Genomic DNA, 19,758 nt, shown 5'->3' with positions numbered 1-19,758 from the left:
TTGCCAGGTCACGGTCCGCTGGCCGCCGTTCGATCGTCGCCTAGAGTCCTGTCGCGAGGGTGTCCACGTCGTTGTCCATAAGACGGTCTTGGACACCCTCCTCCTCGTCTCCGCAGGCGTCCCTTGAACCACAGCACCATGGAGGAACCGGTGTCATACCCTCAACCGCGCACCCCTGAGGGGAAGCTCGCCGACGCGAAGCAGGAGCTGAGCCTCCCACGTATCGTCGTGATCTGCGGCTCCACCCGTTTCATGGCCGAGATGACCGAGGCCGATCTGCGGGAGACCAAAGCCGGAAGAATTGTCGTCAAACCGGGTTGCGACATGAAGGCGCCGCACGAACTCTGGTCCGATCCTGTCGAGGCCGAGGCGCTGAAGGTTCGACTCGACGATCTGCACCGAGCAAAGATCCGGCTCGCCGATGAGGTACTCGTGGTGGGCGACTACATCGGAGACAGCACCCGAGCCGAAATCGCCTACGCCCGGTCGCTGGGCAAACCCATGCGGTTCACGCACCCCGAAGTCGACCCCGACGCCTGACCGAGCCTTCTGCAACACCCTGCGGTCGCCGGTCGTGCCGTCGAGCATCTCGCGCAGGATGTCCAGGTGGGCCGTTGTGGCGGGCAGTCTCCTCGGTGAGGTGGAGGAGGATCCAGCGCAGGCCGACGTGGAGACCGTGGGCGCACGGCTCCCTGGGCCTGCTTGCCGACGTCGGCAGAAACCGTCCGAGACGAGACCTTCGCTCAGGAAACAGGCTCGGGAACTTCGCCCGGCCTGACCGGCACGATCTCGACCCGAGTGCAGCCCACGGCTTTGAGTTCGGTACGACGATGCTTCGCGGACCGTTTGTCGTACCTGCCGGCCGACGCCTGTGGGGCGCCGTCCGGGTCGATCCACAGGAGACCGTAGTGCTGCATCACGCTCGTCATGGAGATCATCACTTCCCCTCCCCCGGCGACCGTAAGCACACTCACTTCCCCTGGTCGACCATGACGGCACCGAGGGGACGGTCTCCCGGTAGCGGTGCCACCACAGCCGTACGCACAGGACACCGGTCAGCGGTCCACGGGAGGCAGGTGGACCAAGCCGGTGTCGTTCATGATGCGGTCGACGGTCTCGTGCAGCGCACTGTCGGTGCTGATGACGGTCTCGATACCGCCGGGCAGCAGGTCGCGCTCCCGGTACCAGTCGCGCAGCTGCGCCTCGTTGACGTCGTCGGCGATCGACTTGGTTGCGTGGCGTGCGAGGGTTTCACCGAACGGCACGTCCAGGTAGTAGCCGTGGGTCGGGCCGCGGTGGTCGGCGCGCAGCTGGGCGAGCATGTCACCGTAGCGGTCGGCGTAGAGGATGCCTTCGACCACGACGTGGAATCCGGCGTCCAGGGCGTAGCGGGCGGTCAGGTCGATCAGTCCGATGTTCGCGGCGCCGGGCCGGTCACGCTCCCGGAGGACTGTGCGGCGGAGGTTGTCCTGGCCGACCAACGCCAAGCCGCGGCCGAACCGCTCGCGAAGGCCGAACGCGACGGACGACTTCCCTGAAGCGCTGTTGCCCCGGACCACGACCAGCCGGGTTTCTTCGGTGCCCACCATCACGGCGATCACGTTATCGACGGGGTACCGACAGCGCATACAGCAGCTTGAGATGGCATGGGCGTCGCTTGGGCAGGGCTGGTGTGCAGGAGCGTGATGCCTGGGCTGACAGCCTGGGGTACCTACTTGAGCAAAGATCCCACCGGGGAGGTCCACGACGTCTCCGCCTCCCCCAAGCGCGCGCGGATCCTGCCCGCGTCCCCGTGGCCCAGGTGCTCCAGGAGTTCCAGGGCCCCGCGCCAGCACCCCGTGGCCCCGGCTCGGTCGCCGAGGGACAGGTGGGCCTCGGCCATGTGGTCCAGGGTTTGCGCGATCTCGCCCAGATCGCCGCGCTCCCGGCGCAGACGCAGTGAGTGGCCGAGGCAGGTGATCGCCTCCCGGTGGTCGCCCAGGAGGTGGTGGGCACGGCCCAGACTGTCCCAGGCGGCGCCCTCGCCGTCGCGGTCGACCAGTTCCCGGACGATGTGCAGGGACCGTCGGCAGTAGTGCACAGCCTGCCGGTGGTCGCCGAGGCACGACAGGTGCCAGCCGATCTGGTTGAGGACCCTGCCCTGCCCTATGCGGTGACCGGCGGCCTCGAAGAGGCTCAGCGCCCGCTGGGCGAGGTCCAGTGCGTCCGTGTGCCGCTTCCGGCGGCCGAGGACCGTACTCATGTTGCGCAGTGCCTGGGCCTGGGCCACCGGGTCGTCCAGATCGCGGGCGAGGCCCTCCGCGCGGCGCAGGTGGACGAGGGCGTCCTGGTGGCGGCCCTGACGGGAGCGGACACGGGCGAGGTTGCGGAGGGTGCGCGTCTCCCCGACGGTGTCGCCGGACCGTCTGCTCGCGTCCAGCGCCTGCCGGTGCGTGGTGACCCACTCCTGCCAGTGGCCCGCGAGGTCGAAGAAGGCGGTCATCGCCCAGGCGAGTTGCCAGGCATGGGTCTCGAAGCCGGCCCTGGAGGCCTGGCCCACCGCCGCCGTCAGGTTCGGCAGTTCCTCCGTGAACCAGGCCGACGCCCGTGCGGGAACGGTGAGCTGCTGCGCTACGACAGCGGGGTCCGGCTCCATCAGCGGTATCGGGTCCCGGTACCAGCTGAGGGCGTCCGACGCCGTCGCCGCGCTGTGCAGATAATGATCGAGGAGGCGGCGGAGGGCGGCGCGTCTGTCGCACTCCGGGTCGTGCCCCTCGGTCAGTTCCGTGGCGTACGCGCGGAGCAGGTCGTGCAGGGTGTAGCGGCTCGGCGAGTGCTGGTTCAGCAGGTGCGCCCGGGTCAGTTCTCCCAGGTGCGACCGTACTTGTTCAGGTCTCACGCCGGTCAGAGCCGCCGCCGCGGGGGCGGTGACGTCGGGGCCCGGATGCAGGCCGAGCAGGCGGAACAGCCGGGCCGCCCCGGGGCTCAGGCGGTGGTACGACCAGGAGAAGACGGCACGTACGTCCGTCGCGGGGTCGTCGTCGGCGAACGGATCCAATCCTGCGTCGGAGCGGCTCAGTTCGCGGGCGAACTCGGCGAGCCCGAACTGCGGATCGGCCGCCGCGCGGGCAGCCACGATCGACAGGGCGAGGGGGAGGCGGGCACAGCGGTCGATGATCTCCGCGACGGCCGCGGGGTCCGCCGCCAACCTGTCGGAACCGAGCCGGTGGGCCAGCAGCTGTCTGGCCTCGAGCACGGTCAGGAGACCGAGGCGGAGTGGCCGGGCGCCGTCCGCCGCGACCAGGCCGGTGAGCTGGTGGCGGCTGGTGACCAGGGCCAGGCAGCCGGGTGCGCCGGGCAGCAGCGGCCTGACCTGTTCGGCGTCGCGGGCGTTGTCCAGCAGGACGAGCATCCGCTTGCCGGCGCACAGGCTCCGGTACATGCGGAACTGCGCCTCCGGGTCGGCCGGCACGCGCTCGGCCGGCACCTCGAAGGCATCCAGGAATCCCCGTACCGCCTCCGCCGATGTCATGACCGACCCGCTGGGATGGAAGCCGCGCAGGTTCACGTACAACTGCCCGTCCGGGAAGCGCGCGGCCACCCGGGACGCCCAGTGGACCGCCAGCGCCGTCTTGCCCACACCCGCGGTGCCCGTCACGGCGGAGATCACCACGGCCCCGGGTCCGGCTCCGGGACGCCGTCGGTTCAAGATGTCGGCCAACAACGCGTCCAGCGTGTTCAGTTGCTCATCTCGGCCACTGAACCCGGGAAAGGGCGCGGGTAGTTGTGCCGGAACAGCCAGGGTCGCCGCCTGGCCCGCGGTCACCCACGTCACCGGAGGGGAATCCGATACCGGGGGACTCGGCACCTGCGGCTGCTGCGAGGTTCCGTCAGCCGTCCGCCGGAACTCCTCCCGGCCCGCTCCCGACAAGGCCAGCCCATCGGCCAGCCGCCGCACCGTGGCGGGTCTCGGGCGCTCGATGCGGCCCGTCTCCAGATGGCAGATCGTGCGGACACTCACGCCCGACCGTTCCGCCAACTCCTCCTGTGTGAGCCCCAGTCGGCGACGGTGGTCGCGCAGTACCTCACCCAGCATCGGCAACTCCCCGGCCCCCGCCGTGCCCCCGCCGCTCGGCTGCCCCAACCCTCCCACCCCTCCGCCCGCGTCGAGTGAGAGGACATCCGGCCACGTGCGGGTCGAACGCGGCACAGTTGCCTGTCAGTTGCGTGTCGCTTTCCTGGCCGCGCCGAGCGTCGCGCTGCGACTGTTTGCCACGTCGACACACATTCGTCCGGCATCGCAGCACCCTCACGGATTCCACACACAGGAGGAAAAGTGACCATGCGCCTCGGATCCAAGCTGGCCAAATACGGTCTCACGGCCGCGGCCGTGACCGTCATCGCCGTTCCGGTGACCGTCGTCGCCACCGCCGGGCCCGCCTCCTCGGCGGCCTACTGCGGCCGGACCGTCGGCGACATGGACAACAGGTCGTGGCCGAGGCAGACGGCGGGCGTCAGCGCGAACCAGCGCAGCGGCTCCAGCGCGAGCTGCGGCAACACGGGCTGGGCCGACAATCAGAACGTCCTGGACTACCACTGCTGGACCTCGGGCGACGGCGGGACCTGGACCTACCTCAGAAACGACACCGACGGCAGCTCGGGGTGGGTCAAGGACACACTGCTGCCCTCCGGCGGCTCCCGCGTCTGGTGCGGCTTCTGATCGACGGCCACACGCCGGCGGAGCCCTCGTGCGTCACCCCTGGGAGACTCCGGCCGCCCATCGGCTCCGTCGAGCGGCAGAAGGGTGAGCCGGCTCGCCCTGGCGCGCAACCGGGCTGACCTGGGCGACCGTCTCGGCGGAGCGTGGCAGCGGGGTGGGCCTTCTTGCCGAAGTCCCGCTCCGTGAACGGCCGGGGCCCGCGCCGTTCGGGGGGCGATCCATGGGCCCCGGGCCACCCGCGCCGTGCGGCTCAAGGCGCGGTCCTGGCTGCCGAGTCCTCCTGGCCTGCAAGGCTCCCCGAGTCCGTCCGACCCGCCTGCTCTGCTTGGTCTGCCCGGTCCGTCGGCTCTGCCAGGTCTGCCCGGGTCCGTCGGCTGCACGGTGCGGCATCGACGGACCGGCATGCCCCCCAGACAGGCCGCACCTCATGGACGGCAGTGCCTGGAGCGGTCCGCCCCCAGGCCGGCGCGGACAACGCCCGCGCCGGCCACGGTCCAGCTCCGCCAGGCCGTCGGGCACGTCGTCGCCGTCGGCCGGTGGAAGCGGACCACCCGGAGATCGTGGCGGCGCCGGGCCCGGATACGACTGACCGCGCGCCGCCCAGCTACTGCGCGGCCTGCCCGGGGCCGGCCGCAGGGGGCGGGGCCGACCACATTCGGTCCCCCACCTCGAAACGCACCGTCGCCTGGGCGGGGGCGTGTGCCCTGTTGTACGCGTGGATCCACACCTCGTGGCGGCCCGGGCCCAGGCTCGACCGGTCCAGGGCGGCCGTGAGCAGCCCTGTTCCGATGTCGTAGTGCGCCGGTACACGGCGGCCGTCCACCTCGACGGTCACGCGTGCCGGGTCCACCCCGGACAGCGGGTCGGCGACCCGGGCCTTGAGGCATCCGTCCGTGGAGATCTCGGTGATCGAGGGAGCGAGCGGCAGCGGCCGACCGCGGCGGCGAGCGCGGCGCTGGACGCGCGAGACGGACGGCGTGACCGCGCAACCGTCGAGCGCGGCCTCGAAGACCAGCGGGTGGTCCACGCCCCGCCGTACGCCCTGTCCCGCCACGACGGTGAACTCCGCTGCCACCCGCCCCACCCGGGGAACCGTGACCGTGCGCCTCGCCGGTCGGACGGTCCAGCCGCCGAAGGCCCGGCCGGTCACGGTGACGCGCCCCGGCACGTCGTTGAAGTTGTAGACGTCGACCGACATGCGGGTGGTGGTCCGCAGCCGGTAGCCGAGCGGTGGTTCGGCGTCGCCGTCTGCCTTGTTCGGTGCCGCGTCGGCGGCTTCGAAGCGCTGGCTCAGCACGATGTGGTCGGCGGCGGACAGGGGGTGCGGGGCCGGGCCGCGCGGCCCGGCGGGTGTCCGCCCCTCGTACACGACGTACACCGGATCCACCGTGACCGGCACCCGGCCCGAGCCGGGGACCCTTCCGATCCGTCGGCCCATGATGTCGTACACCTCTCCCCCACCACCCGCCGGTACCTTCACCCATGTCTCCGGGCCCTTCCCGGACCACGCCACCAGGACGCGCCGGCCCTCACCTGCCGCGAAGACGTACGCCTGGGCATGCCCCGGCAGGCGCTCCACGAACCGCGCCTCGCCCAGCAGGGAGGTCAGGGCGGCGTACGCGCTGTACGCGGGCCACGGCTGGAACTCCCTGCTGAGCAGCCCGAAGTACACGCCGTCGTCGTGAATGGGCGGGGCGCCGAACCAGAAGTGCCGCTCCGTGCCCGCCGCCAGGCTCAGTACCGTCGAGCGGACCAGGTAGCGTGCCTGGACACCCTGTTGGGCGGGAGTGAGGTCGGTGCCGGGGGTGGCGCTCAGAAAGGCCCCGCACTCGGTCATCCACATCGGCAGCTCCTGCCCGCCGTACAGTCGCCGCACCTCCCGTTGGGCGGCGGCGGTCTCGGGGACCTCGGGCTCGTCCTGGTCGGCCGGGTCCGGGTAGCCGTGGAAGGCCCACGCGTGGGCGTACCGGGCCACGCCGCTCTGGAGCATCAGCGTCTGGAAGTGGCTGCCGACGTCGGCGATCCCGGGCAGGACCACGGTCGTGGACCGGGTCGTGTCCCGGATGCCGAGCGCCGCCGCCTTCACGAACGCCGCGTGCTGGTCACCCGTCGAGCCGGTGGTGTCGATGTCCGGTTCGTTCGACAGCTGGACCGCGTCGGGAGAGGTGGCCGCGAGGTGGGCGGCGTAGCGGTAGGTGTCCCGCAGATCGGCGGTCAGCGGCAGCGAGGCGTCGGTCATCGCCCACTCGGGAGCGGTCGTCAGTACGTCCAGCACCGCCCGCCCGTGTGCGCGGAACTCCCGCCGCACGCCCTCGTACAACCGGGTGTCGTACACCCCGCGCCGGGGCTCGGCGGCGGGCCACGCCATTCCGTCGCGCACCCAGTGGGCGCCCATCTCGCGCATCGCGGAGGCGAAGGCCGCCAGCCGGGACGGGGGGACGAGCGAGAAGACGTACGCGTTCACGCCGAACCGTCCGCGCGGCACGGGCCGCTGGTCGGGGAGCCGGGCGAAGCAGCCGGTGAACCCCTCCGACTCCACACGGTAGTGCCCCGGCGGCAGTGCGGGAAGCGTCACCGACCCCGAGGCCCGGCCCGCGGGCACGGTGGCCGTTCCGGTGGCGACCCGCTCGCCGAAGTAGTCGGTGACCGTGAAGGGCAGCCGCCGAACCCGGTCCGTGCGCGCTTGGAGGACGAAGCGCAGCTCAGGCATGTTCTCGCCCCGGTGGACCCCCAGCGCGTCCGGGTCGCCGAGGTGGATCTCCCTCAGCCCCACCCGGGTCACGGGGGTCAGCGTGAAACGGTCGAGGAGGAAGCGGTATCCGGTGGAGGTCGACAGCACGCTCGCTTCGTCCACCACGAAGGTGATCGTGTGTTTGCGGTCCCGTCGCGGAGCACGGAGCTCCACGACTCCCAGGTCCAGCCGAGCCAGGTCCCCCCACGCGGGAGCCGACTCGTACCAGAACGGCTGGGAACGGGAGACCGGGACCGGCGGCCCGTCATCGACCGCGAGCGCGAAGTACGAGCCGGTCTCCTCGACATGGGGGTGCTCGACCGGGACGGTCGCCACCGCCTCCACCCGGTACGGGCCCGGCGCGGGCACCTCGACCTCGTACGTCGCGTACCAACCCGACGCGGGCGGACGCCGGTCGGTCTCCAGGGCGAGCAACGCCCCGCCGGACGCCCGCCGGTCCCTTCGTGCAGGGATGTTCGAGCGGGCGGCCGACTCACCCTGCACCGTGACCGCGACCGGCCGGGAGCCCGGGCCTCCGTCGCGACGCCCGAGTCTCATCGCTGCCGACGCGAACGTCCCCAGCCCCCATACCGCCACGGCCGTCGCCGTGGCCGTTACCGCCGTCACTGTGGTACGCCTGTCGATCGCCATACCGTCCAGCGCACCATGCGACAGGTATCCGAACCTCCTGCGGGGGAAGGGGCCCGGCCCTGGACTGTCCCCGAGAGTGGCCTCCATCCGGAGGTGGAGGGTGACCCTGAGACCCCGACCGTACGGGCCACGCGCTTCGCTGATGGGGCGCCGGCGCGGCAGTGAAACGGGTGCCACGCCCGGCCCCGCCGTCAAGGCCGTCGTGGGGCAGCAGGGGACCTCCTCGCCGACCACTCCGACGCGGTCCGATCCGTACCCAGGAGTGAGGGAACATGCCCTGGGGTCATGGGAGTTGCGTTCCAACCGTGATCAGTGGAAGAGATGGTAATGTCACTAAACGCATACATCCAGTGCCAGGCAGTGAAGCCGACTGCCCAGGCGCCTCCACCGCAGAACCGTAGGAGTCGACTTGGCATCTCGAAAGGGAACCGGCCGGGGCGCCTCCGTCCTGCTGACGGCCGCGTTGGTGACCGGAGTTCTCACCGGGTGCGAGCCGCTCACGGATGCCGCCTCCGCCGCGAGCTGTGAGGGCACCGGGAGCCGCGTGGACGAGCTGAAGTCGTACGGCGTTCTCGACGCGCGGCCTCGGGGAACCATCGCGCCCAAGGGTTTCGAGAAACTCGACGCCGGCTGCTGGGAGGACAGCGGCGAGGCGTGGCTGTACGCCGACCGCACCTATGTCTTCCCCGGCGACAAGGCCGACGTCACCCGGTACTACAGGACCGCGGCGGAGCGCGAGGGATGGCAGCCGTCCCGGGCCACGCAGAAGTCATCGAAGGAGGACCGGGCCACGAACCTGTGCTTCACCCGCGGAAAGGAGGACGACGCGACGATCCTGGACGTCTACTTCCTGACCGACGCGATCCTCGAAGCGGAAGAGAGCAAGCCCGGGCCCGAGTTCGACTCCGGGGTCGGCTACCGCGTGTCCCTCAGCTCCACGGCCGACGGGTCCGCGAACAGCTGCTCCGACTGAGGTCAGGCCCCAGGCCCCGGGCGACGGCAGGCGAGCAAGTCATCCACTCCCGGCCAACATTGGCCGGAAGTGATCACTCGTCATGTAACGGATTGACTTCCATAAGCACGCTGTAAAGATCATCAGGTGCTTGCGGGAAGATCCCGCACCGTTGCAAGGAGTGAGCTTGATAGCCACGTTCCGCAGACCCGGGCGGAGGGCGGGCAGACCGTCCGTCCAGCCCTTCCTTCCGCCGGCCCGGCGAAGACGCCTCCGATCGGTGGCGGCGACCGTCGTCCTGGCGATGGCGTTCGAAACTGCCCTGATCGCTGGAACCTCCACCGTCGCGGTCGGCCTGGGCCGCGAAGCCCCCGCCGCCGGCCGGGACAAGCGGGCGAAGGACCTCGGGTCCGCGACCGCCGGATCCGTGGCCGCCGCCCGCCTGAAGGCGAAGATCCAGAACCGTCGGATCGAGGCGCTGGACGCCCGTACCGAGAAGTCCACGGTGTACGTCGGCCCAGACGGTTCGGTGACGGAGGAGGCGTACGCCGGACCGATCCGGTTCCAGGACGACCAGGACCGATGGCAGGACATCGACGTCTCGCTGCGGAAGCTTTCGGACGGCGCGGTGGGCGCCCGACAGCATCCGCACGGGCTGCGCCTGGCCGGGAGGACCACGGCTCCCCAAGGGCTCAAGAGCGTCGGCGAGAGCACGGGCTCGGCCGGTGTGCCCCTGGTGACACTGGAGGGCCGCACCGGACAGCGCATGCAACTGGGCTGGTACGGGGCCCTTCCCGCGCCCGTGATCGAGGGCGAGGAGGACAACGTCGCCCGCTACCGGGGCGCCCTGCCCTCGACGGACCTGTTGATCGAGTCGACGCGTACCGGCTACGAGCAGTTCCTGGAGCTGAAGACCCGTTCCGCCGTCGACGCGAGCGGCGCGATCACCTACAGCCTCACCGCCAAGGGCCTGACCGCCAAGGAGAAGAAGGACGGCTCGGTCTCCTTCGCGAACGCCAAGGGCAAGTCCGTCGGGACGTTGCCGACGCCGGTGATGTGGGACGCCCAGGTCGACGCCAAGTCCGGTGAGCACAAGCGGACCGCCCCGGTCGGGGTGAAGGTGGCCCAGGACGGCGACACCGTCACCCTGACCCTCACACCGGACGCGAAGTTCCTGGCCGACCGCGCGACGCGGTTCCCGGTGACGATCGACCCGGCAATCAACGTGGGGTCCAGCTTCGACACCTTCGTCCAGGAGGGGACCACGACCGACCAGTCCGCCTCCACGGACCTCAAGCTCGGCAACAACGGCTCCTCCCAGGTGGCGCGGTCGTTCCTGTCGTTCCCGATGAAGAACATCACGGGCAAGCAGATCTCGGCGGCGAAGCTGAATCTGTTCGCGTACCACTCGTGGTCCTGCACCGCGAAAAGCTGGGAGGTGTGGTCCACCGGGGCCGCGAGCACGTCCTCGCGCTGGTCGGCCCAGCCGTCCTGGGGGACGAAGTACGCCACCAGCACCCAGACCAAGGGCTTCTCCAGCGCCTGCGCCGACGGATGGGTCAACGCCGACGTGACCTCCCTGGTGAAGGCGTGGGCGGCGGGCGGCAGTGCCACCCACCACCTGGGCGTGCGGGCCACGGACGAGACCGACCCGTACGGCTGGAAGCGGTTCCACTCCGGCAACGCCGCCTCGAACACGCCCTATCTGTCGGTGACCTACAACTCGGTCCCCGAGCTGCCGACCCTGATCGCCCCGCTCGGCGCGGCGGCCACCAACGACACGACCCCGACGCTGTCGGCGAAGGCCCTGGACGGCGACGGCTCACAGGTCACCCTCGACTACGAGGTGTGGACGTCCACCGGAACCACCGCCCTGCGCACCGGCTCCGGCGGCGCGGTCGCCTCCGGTGCCCAGTCCAACTGGACCCCGGCCGCCCTCCCGGCGGGCTCCTACAAGTGGCGGGTCCGGGCCGGGGACGGTTCCGCCACCAGCGCCTGGTCGGCCTTCCGTACCCTGACCGTGGACACCGCCTCCCCTGCCGCGACCTCGGTCGCCTCCGGCGACTTCCCCGCCGGGCAGTGGTCCGGCACGCCGAACGGCAGCGGTGACTTCACCGGAAGCTTCACCTTCACGCCGCCGTCGACGGACGTCAAGGAAGTCCAGTGGCAGCTGGACGGCGGAGCCTGGCAGACGATCGCCACCACCGGCGCCGCCGCGACGGCCAAGCCGGTGTTCCGCGCGGGCAGGCACACCCTGTACGCCCGCACCAAGGACGCCGCAGGCAACGCCTCCGCCACCGCCACCTTCGTCTTCTACGCGGGTTCGGGCGCGGCCCTGCTGACGCCGGCCCAGGGGGACCGGCCGGCGCGGCGGACCGTGTTGTCCGGCCAGGGCAAGACCGTGGACACCGGGGCCCGTTACCAGTACCGGCGCGGTGAGACCGACAGCTGGAAGGACGTCCCCGTCGCCGACGTGCGCCGCAAGTCGGACAACGCGGCCGTCGCCGCCTGGCCGGTGAAGGTGACCGGCGGTCTGCCGGAGGAACTGGTGTGGAACCTCACCGACACCCTCGCCGAGGACGGTCCGGTGGACATCCGCGCGGTCTTCACCGACGGCTCCGGCACCGACGCCTCCCCAGCCACCTCCGTCACCGTCGACCGTGACGCGGGTGCCGCGCCGACCCAGGCCGTCGGCCCGGGAGACGTGAACATGCTCACCGGTGACCACACACTCTCCGCAACCGACGGTTCGGCGTTCGGTCTGACCGCCAACCGCACCGCCTCCTCCCGGCGTCCGACGGCCGGCGGGAAGCAGGAGGGGCAGGTCGCCATCTTCGGTCCGCAGTGGACCGCGGGCGCCGCCGCGGAACTCACCGACTCCCAATCGCTGTACCTGCGCAAGACGTCGGACACCTCGGTCGCGCTGGTGGACGTCGAAGGGGACGAGACCGGGTTCACCGCGAAGAGCGGCGGCGGATGGAAGCCCGAGGAGGGGGCCGAGGCCCTGACCCTCACCGGCAGTCTCACGGGCTCCTTCACCCTGAAGGACACCGAGGGAACCACCTCGCAGTTCACCAAGATCGACGCGGCCGCGACGACCTGGCAGCTCGCCAAGAGCTCGCTCTCCACGGAGAACTCCACCACCTCGCTGTACTCGGAGAAGGTCACCGTCGGCGGGACCGTACTGGCCCGCCCGAAGTACGCGATCGCCCCCTCGTCGGCGGTGAGCAACGAGACCTGCGCCAACGCCCCGTCCACCAAGGGCTGCCGGATCCTGGAGTACCAGTACGCCACCACGACCACGGCGACCGGCAACACGCTCGGCGACTACGCCGGGCAGGTCCAACGCCTCCGTCTGTGGTCCACCGACCCGGGGGCGTCCACCGCCACCGCCACGGTCGTCTCCAGCTACGCGTACGACGCCTCGGGGCGCCTGCGTGAGCAGTGGGATCCCCGGATCTCCCCGGCGCTGAAGACGGCCTACACCTACGACAGCGCGGGCCGGGTGGTCACCCAGACCCCGCCGGGCGAGCTGCCCTGGACGTTCGAGTACGGCAAGGCGGGCGCCAGTTCGGTGGCCGGCGACGGCATGCTGCTGTCCGTCTCCCGGCCCACGCTGAAGCCGGGCAGCAAGGACGAGCCCGACGGCGGCAGGGCCGCGGTCTCCCTCGTCTACGACGTGCCGCTCTCGGGCACCAAGGCGCCCAACCAGGTGTCCCCGGCCGACGCCAGGACCTGGGCACAGACCGACACCCCCACGGACGCCACCGCCGTCTTCCCCGCCGACAGGGTGCCCGCCTCGCACAACGGCAACGACCTCGGCGCGGGCGACTACGACAAGGCGACCACCACCTACACCAACGCCTCGGGGCTCCAGGTCAACACCGGCCTGCCCGGCCGGCACCTGACCACCACCCAGTACGACGCGTTCGGCAACGTCGTCTTCGAGTTGGGGGCCACCAACCGCGAACTCGCCCTCGGCGACGAGGAATACCAGGTCAACACCCAGAGCGAACTCGGCATCCTCTCCGATTCGCCGGCGGAGCGCGCCCAGAAGCTGGCCACCGTCGCGAAGTACTCCAGCGACGGCAGACGGCTGGTGGACCGGCTCGCACCGCTGCACCTGGTCACCCTCACCAAGCAGCTCCAGGGCGATGCCGACAGCCCCGACATCCCGGCCGGCACCCAGGTGCCCGCACGGGAGCACACCGTCACCCGGTACGACGAGGGCCGCCCCGCCGACGGGTCCGCTCAGGTCATGGACCAGCCGACCACGACATCGACCGGCGCGTTCGTCGAGGATTACCCCGCCGACGGCGACGTCCGTACCAGCACCACCGGCTACGACTGGGTGAAGGGCCTGCCCACCAGCACGGTGACGGACCCGAACGGGCTCAAACTGACCCGCGCCTCCGCCTTCGACTCCCAGGGACGCATCACCAGGAACAGCCAACCCGAGTCCGACGGCACCGATGCCGGAACGACGGTCTCCCGGTACTGGACCGCCGGCGGGACCGGGGCCTGCTCCGGCCGCCCCGAGTGGGCTGATCTGCTCTGCTCCAGCGGCCCGGCCGGAAAGATCACCGGCGGTGGCCCGAACCCCGATGAACTGCCCACCAAGACCCTCGAGTACGACCGCTGGGGCAACGTCACCAAGGTCACCGAGACCGCCAACGGCGTGACCCGTACCACCGTCACCACCTACGACGCGGCCGGCCGAGGCAAGCAGATCCAGATCACCGGGGGCGTCGGCGCAGCCGTACCGACGCAGACCATCACCTTCGACGCCGCCAACGGCCAGGTCGCCACCATGTCGGACGGCGCCACCACGGTCCGCCATGTCGCCGACAGACTCGGCCGTGAGATCTCCTACGACGACGGCGCGGGCAACGTCACGCGCACCGAGTACGACGCCCGCGACCGCGTCACCAGGCGGTCCGACTCGGCTCCGTCGCAGACCACGTACAGCTACGACAGCCTCACCGGGCTGCCGACCCGGGTGCACGACTCCGTCATGGGCGGCATCGGTGACGTCACCGGCTCCTACGACTCCGACGGGCGCCTGTACAAGCAGAAACTGCCCTGGAACATGGACGTGGAGTTCAACCTGGACCCCACCGGAGCCGAGACCTCACGCTACTGGCACTGGGAGTCCGGCTGGACCGTCCAGGGCGAGTCGCTCAGTGAGAACATCCACGGCCAGGTCGTCTCCCGCACCACGTACACCGGCGGCGGCGCGTACCAGGAGTACTCCTACGACGCGGCGGGCCGGCTGACCAAGGCCGACGACACCCAGACCGGTGTCACGACCCACCGCGGGTACGGGTTCGACGACAACACCAACCGCACGTCCCTGGTGACCACGGTCGACGACGTGGACGGGGGATCCCCCACCAGCACGACGGTCAACTCCTCCTACGACAGCGCCGACCGACTGATCGCCACCGGCACCGCGTACGACGCCTTCGGCCGCACGACCACCCAGTCCAGCGGGGCCGAGAACGCCTACTTCGCCAACGATCTGGTGCGCCGGATCACGGCGCGCGGCGAGCGCACCACCTGGAGCCTCGACGCGGCCGGCCGCCTCGCCTCGTCCACGACGGAGAGCCAGGACGACAATGGCGCCTGGTCCACCACCACGACCACGCGCAGCCACTACGGCGCCGACGGGGACAACCCCTCCTGGATCGGCGAGGGCGACGACAAGATCACCCGGAACCTGTCCGACCTGACCGGGGGCCTGATCGCCACCACCGGCGCGACCTCCGCCGAGGTGGTCCTCCAACTCGCCAACATCCACGGCGACATCACCACGCAGATCCCCCTGGCGGACGCCACCACACCCGTCGTCAACAGCTACGACGAGTACGGCAACCTCCTTCCCGGGACGGACGCGGCCCGCTACGGCTGGCTCGGCGCGGAGCAGCGCTCGTCGGAGACGCCGAGCACGGTCACCCTCATGGGGGTCCGCCTCTACGACTCCGACAGCGGACGTTTTCTCTCCGTCGACCGCATCGTCGGGGGCAACGCCAGCTCCTACGACTACTGCTTCGCCGACCCGGTGAACTGCTACGACATCAGCGGCAACTACAGCATCAACAGCCTCGTTCCGGAGGCCGCGATATGCGCCCTGTTCCTGCTGTGGTGTGCGGACATGTCCTACATCACCTACTGGGCTCTCGGAGAGGCCAAGAAGAGATACTCCAACGGCGCGAAGCAGAACGCCTACCGGCACTGCATCTGGCAGGCGATGCTGACCTGGGCGGTCGGCTCCTCCCTCGCCAAGGCTCTCGGCAACGCCCACGAGAGGAACGCGGCAGGCACCAAGGCCGCCAAACGTGACTCCAAGGCCGACCAGTTCAACAACAAGGTCGGCAGAAGACTCGGAGGGAAGATCACGGCCTGGACCTACGGAAAGGCGAAGGAGACGGCCTGCCGCTTCTGCAAGGACGCGGTCAAGAAACACAAGCTGAAGTCCAACGCCGCGGGCAAGAACATGGTCTAGCCGCGTCCGGCGGTTCCTGAGACCGGCCGCGTGCGGGCACGGGCAGAGCGGGGTGGTGCGGAGGTCGCGCCACCCCGCTCGGCACGCAGGGCTGGGGGGGAAGCGCCGGTGCGGATGAGGCCGCCGAAGGTGGTCACCACGGCCGCGGCGCCCCGCGGTGAACTGGTGGCGTGACAGCGGCTCTCCGACCACGCCGAGGTGACCCACAAGGATACCGACACCGTGTCGGCCGCCCCGGCCGACGACGGCGGCGATGTCGTCGCCGAGGCAGACATCGACGGTCTCCACCCCGACTTTCTCCTGACCTTCGAAGCGTCCTGCGTCAGCTCTCCTCCGCCCCGGTGTCCTCGACCGTCCGAGCCGGTGTGTCGAGGAGCAGGAGCGCCTTGCGCACCTCCTCGACGCGGGGCGAGTCGAGCGCCGTGTACAGCGCCAGCGCCGTCCGGAGGTGGTGCGCGGCCCGCTCCGGATCCCGCAGCGCCTGCCGGACCAGGGCCGTGCCGAGGTGGGCGCGTGCCTGTTCCTCCCGCTCCTCGATCCCCGACGCCACGTCCAGCGCCGAGGCGTGCGCGTCGAGTGCCTCGGTGTGCCGTCCGGTTCCGTGCAGCGCCTCTCCCAGGCCGTTGAGAGCGCCGGCCTCGCCGTAGCGCTCCCCGGTCCTGCGGAAGAGGTCCAGGGCCTGGCGCTGATGTGCGGCCGCCTCGTCGTCCCGGCCGAGACCGTGCAGCGCGTTGCCCAGGTTGGACAGCGCGTGCCCTTCCCCGCCGGTGTTGCCGAGCCGTCGGAACAGGGCCAGCGCGCGCTCGAAGTATCCGGCCGCGGCCGCGTGGTCGCCCAGCCGGGCCACGACGATGCCCAGGTTGCCGAGCGCGCTGGCCTCGCCGAGCGCGTGGCCCGTTGAGCGGTAGAGCTCCAGTGCCCGGCGGTACTTCTCGATCGACGCCTGGTAGTCCTCCAGCAACTCGTGCACGATGCCCAGGTTGTTCAGCACGTCCGCCTCGCCGTGCGCGTCGCCCTCCGCGCGGAACAGCCCGACAGCCCGCTCGTGGTGCTCGGCGGCCTCCCGGTACTGCCCGCGCAGTTCGTGCAGCACTCCGACGTTGGTCAGATGCCGGGCCTCGCCGGTCCGGTACCCGACGCGCCGGCACAGCACGAGCGCGGTGTCATGGTGCCGGAGCGCGCTGTCGTAGTCGCCGAGCCGCCGGTGTACCGCCCCCAGACAGACCAGCACGTCGGCCTCGCCGCGGGCGTCGCCGGCCGAGCGGGCCGCCCGCAGCGCGTGGGTGTGGACGGTCAGGGCGTCGGCGTAGTGCCCGGACCGCTCGTAGTGCCGGTGGAGGGTGGTGGCGAGGCGCACGGTGTGCCCGGACGGGCCGAGCTCCTCGGTCCGCGAGCACAGTGCCACCAGGGTCGGCTGGGCGGCGGCCAGCCAGGCACGGCACTCCTCGGCCGTCCGCAGCGGCGGCAGTCCGGCGGCCGGCAGCTCGACGGCGGGGCGCAGATGCCGTTCGGCCGGGTAGAGCAGGTCCATGGCCGCCGCGGACGCCGCCAGGCAGTGGTCCAGCAGCCGGGCCACGGCGGCGTCCCGGTCCTGCGCCGGGTCGTGCCGGGCGGCCAGCTCCCCGGCGTAGGCCCGCAGCAGGTCGTGCATGCCGTGTCGGCCGGGACCGGTCCGCTGCACCAGGTGCGCGCCGGCCAGCACGTCGAGCGCACGCCGGGCGCGGTCGGCGGACTCGCCGGTCAGGGCGGCGGCGGAGTGGACGTCGACCTCCGGACCGGGGTGCAGGCCCAGCAACCGGAACAGCCTGGCGGGCAGTTCGGGGAGGCGGTCGTAGGACCAGGAGAACACGGTGCGCACCGCGGCCCGCGGATCTCCGTCGCCGTCCAGGAGATCGAGCCGTCGTCGGCGGTCCCGCAGTTCGGCGACCATGCCGGTCAGGGGCTCCGCGGGCCGCGACAGCACCAGCTCGGCCGCCACCCGCAGGGCCAGCGGCAGCCGCCCGCACTGCTCTGCCAGGGCCGCTGCCTCGGCGGGCTCGGCGTCCACGCGCGGTCCGATCAACGCGCGCAGCAGCGCCGTCGCGTCGTCGGGTGACAGCGCGTCGAGGGCCACCCGGTGCGCTCCGTGCAACGCCACCAGCGACGTCAGCGCGTCCCGGCTCGTGATCAGCACCCGGCAGCCCGGGCCGCCCGGCAGCAGCGGTCTGACCTGTGCGGCGGAGACCGCGTTGTCGAGGAGGACGAGCAGCCGCCGTCCGTCGACGGCCGTCCGGTAGCGCGCCGCCCGGTCGTCGAGCCGCAACGGGATCTCCGGCCCCGGGACCCCGAGCGCGGTGAGGAACCCGGCCAGGGCCTGCGTCGCGGACACCGGCTCCTCCGGGTCGTAGCCCCGCAGATCGACGTAGAGCTGCCCGTCGGGGAAGGCGTCCCGCATCCGGTGCGCCCAGTGGACGGCCAGCGCGGTCTTGCCGACGCCCGCGGTGCCGGAGACGGCGGAGACGACCATCGCCGCCGTTCGGGGGGCGTCCTCCCCGGCGCACAGATGCTCTGTCAGTTCGGCGAGTTGGTCGTCACGGCCGGTGAAGGGACGTACGTCCATCGGAAGTTGTGACGGGATCGGCGCGGGGGCGGCGGTCACGGCCGGGGCGGGCGCGGGGCGCGGTTCGGCGGACGGCTGCCCGGTGTCGCTCTCGCTCAGCAACTCCGCGTACGCGGCCCGCAGTTCACGGCCCGGAGGTACACCGAGTTCGTCGGCCAGCTGCCGCCGGATCGCGGTGTAGGCGTGCACCGCCTCCGCCGTCCGCCCGGCCTCCCCCAGGGCGCGGACGAGCATGACCGCCAGGGGTTCGGACAGGGGGTGCTCGGCCGCCATGGGTCCGAGCAGGCCGGGCACCTCCTGTGGTCTCCCCTCGTGCAGGAGGGCTCCGGCCCAGGCGAGCGCCGCCTCGACACGTTCACCGTTCCACACGGTCCGCATGCGCTCGGCCCAGGCCCCGGCCTGCTCCGGCAGCGGTGTACCCCGCCACAGCCGCAGCGCATCCTCCAGCACACGCACCCGCTCGGCCTCGGTGGGGCACGCCCGGCCCCGGGCGACGAGCGCGCGGAAAAGCAGCAGGTCGACGGCGTTCTCGTCCGCTTCCAGGACGTAGCCACCGGAGGCCCTGACGACACGGAGCGCTCCGCCCTCCCCGTCCCGCGGGGCGCCCTCCGACTCGGTCGACGCGGCGTCCTCCAGGAGCCGTCGCAGTCGGCTGATGTGCGCGTACAGGACCGACCTGGCCCCGTCGGGCGGATCGGCGTCCCATACGCGGTCGATCAGGGTGTCCACGGGGACGGGACGCCCGGCGTCGGTCGCCAGCGCCGCGAGGACCGCCCGTCGGCGCGGCTGCCCCACCTCGCGCACCCGTCCTCCGACCCGCAGCTCCAGGGGGCCGAGCAAGTGCAGTCTCACCGTTGCCGCCGTGCTTCCACTGGTCCTCCGACTTATTCGCCACCTCGATGACCGGTCGGCCCCACGCCGGCCGTCACAAGGTTTTCGCAAGGTCCACCGTAGATCCTCACGGCGCAGGCCGTCGGGCGTTCCGCCGTACGAACGAGCCCCACCGGAGAGCATTCTGACGGGGCGTCGCATCGGGCCGTCGGGTCCCCTGTCGTACGGGGTTCGGCAGGGGCCCGGTCGACCTGGATCCATAAACACCCCAAGAGGAGACAGAACATGAACCTTCGGCGTTGGGCCGCGGCCGCGTCCGTCCTGATGATGGCCGGGGCGGGCACCGCCGTCGCCGCCCCCGCGAGTGCGGCCCCGGCCGCCGGCTGCTACGGCGCGTCCTGCGAGGGCAAGGACCCCGACGTCTACTGCTCGGACGACGCGAGGTCCCCCGTGGGCGGGGTGCGGATAGGCCAGGCGTACGTGGAGCTGCGCTACAGCCCGAGCTGCCGGGCGGCGTGGGCGCGCATCTCCGACGCGAGCTACGGGAACGGCCAGTTCACCCCGTTCGTGACCGTCCACCGCAACTCCGACGGGCGCGAGTACACCTGCGCCGTGCAGCGCGGCGCCACGGGCTGCTACACCCGGATGGTCAACGACGTCAACGTGACCTCGTTCGCCAAGGGCGAGTGGGACAGCGGCGCGCGGACCTACACGGGTCGCACGTCGAGCTACTGACACGCACCGCCCCCGGGTGCCCGGGCCGGGCCCGCCGCGACGCACGCGGCGGGCC

Annotated in this window: 10 protein-coding genes and 2 pseudogenes; 5 read left to right on the top strand and 7 right to left on the bottom strand. The window is 71.5% G+C overall.

Going from position 1 to position 19,758, the window contains the following annotated elements; translation table 11 throughout:
• Positions 1-138: 138 nt before the first annotated feature.
• Entirely contained in the window at positions 139-540 is a 402-nt protein-coding gene (locus ACFU5F_RS36910; RefSeq protein ID WP_383897244.1) for a hypothetical protein, read from the top strand.
• Between the two features lie 24 nt (positions 541-564).
• On the opposite strand, the pseudogene ACFU5F_RS36905 reads toward ACFU5F_RS36910, so the two are convergent.
• The 5 genes and pseudogenes from ACFU5F_RS36905 to ACFU5F_RS36885 all read right to left on the bottom strand — a co-directional run.
• Positions 565-676: pseudogene (locus ACFU5F_RS36905) on the bottom strand (DUF664 domain-containing protein); the annotation flags it as partial.
• A gap of 67 nt (positions 677-743) precedes the next feature.
• Positions 744-938, bottom strand: coding sequence for a hypothetical protein (locus ACFU5F_RS36900; protein ID WP_383897241.1), 195 nt, complete (start codon positions 936-938; stop codon positions 744-746).
• A 117-nt stretch (positions 939-1,055) separates the two neighbouring features.
• Positions 1,056-1,589 (bottom strand): AAA family ATPase, encoded by a 534-nt coding sequence (locus tag ACFU5F_RS36895; protein WP_383897276.1) that lies wholly within the window; start codon positions 1,587-1,589, stop codon positions 1,056-1,058.
• 122 nt (positions 1,590-1,711) lie between these two features.
• Positions 1,712-3,637, bottom strand: coding sequence for an ATP-binding protein (locus ACFU5F_RS36890; protein ID WP_383897273.1), 1,926 nt, complete (start codon positions 3,635-3,637; stop codon positions 1,712-1,714).
• Positions 3,638-3,895: 258 nt separating this feature from the next.
• Positions 3,896-4,075 (bottom strand): annotated as a pseudogene (locus ACFU5F_RS36885) (helix-turn-helix transcriptional regulator); the annotation flags it as partial.
• 246 nt (positions 4,076-4,321) lie between these two features.
• Here ACFU5F_RS36885 and ACFU5F_RS36880 point away from each other — a divergent pair.
• The gene (locus tag ACFU5F_RS36880) at positions 4,322-4,699 is read left to right on the top strand and encodes an SH3 domain-containing protein (protein ID WP_383897238.1); all 378 of its coding nucleotides are present in this window, start codon (positions 4,322-4,324) and stop codon (positions 4,697-4,699) included.
• 604 nt (positions 4,700-5,303) lie between these two features.
• On the opposite strand, the gene ACFU5F_RS36875 is transcribed toward ACFU5F_RS36880, so the two are convergent.
• Positions 5,304-7,988 (bottom strand): hypothetical protein, encoded by a 2,685-nt coding sequence (locus tag ACFU5F_RS36875; protein ID WP_383897234.1) that lies wholly within the window; start codon positions 7,986-7,988, stop codon positions 5,304-5,306.
• A 502-nt stretch (positions 7,989-8,490) separates the two neighbouring features.
• On the opposite strand from ACFU5F_RS36875, the gene ACFU5F_RS36870 reads away from it, so the two are divergent.
• Both ACFU5F_RS36870 and ACFU5F_RS36865 read left to right on the top strand, forming a co-directional pair.
• Positions 8,491-9,054 (top strand): hypothetical protein, encoded by a 564-nt coding sequence (locus ACFU5F_RS36870; RefSeq protein WP_383897232.1) that lies wholly within the window; start codon positions 8,491-8,493, stop codon positions 9,052-9,054.
• 283 nt (positions 9,055-9,337) lie between these two features.
• Positions 9,338-15,538, top strand: a complete 6,201-nt coding sequence (locus ACFU5F_RS36865; RefSeq protein ID WP_383897231.1) for a DNRLRE domain-containing protein — start codon at positions 9,338-9,340, stop codon at positions 15,536-15,538.
• Positions 15,539-15,860: 322 nt separating this feature from the next.
• Here the strand turns inward: ACFU5F_RS36865 and ACFU5F_RS36860 are convergent, their stop codons facing one another.
• A complete protein-coding gene (locus ACFU5F_RS36860; RefSeq protein ID WP_383897228.1) occupies positions 15,861-18,989 on the bottom strand; it encodes a tetratricopeptide repeat protein in 3,129 nt (1,042 codons plus the stop codon).
• A gap of 264 nt (positions 18,990-19,253) precedes the next feature.
• Between ACFU5F_RS36860 and ACFU5F_RS36855 the strand changes: the two genes are divergently transcribed.
• Positions 19,254-19,703, top strand: a complete 450-nt coding sequence (locus ACFU5F_RS36855) for a DUF2690 domain-containing protein (RefSeq protein WP_383897226.1) — start codon at positions 19,254-19,256, stop codon at positions 19,701-19,703.
• Positions 19,704-19,758 lie beyond the last annotated feature (55 nt).

This window comes from Streptomyces sp. NPDC057438, assembly GCF_042802995.1.
In the GTDB taxonomy this organism is placed as follows: domain Bacteria; phylum Actinomycetota; class Actinomycetes; order Streptomycetales; family Streptomycetaceae; genus Streptomyces.
The sequence above is the reverse complement of the archived record's forward strand: the minus strand, read 5'-3'. Positions and strand labels throughout refer to the sequence as shown.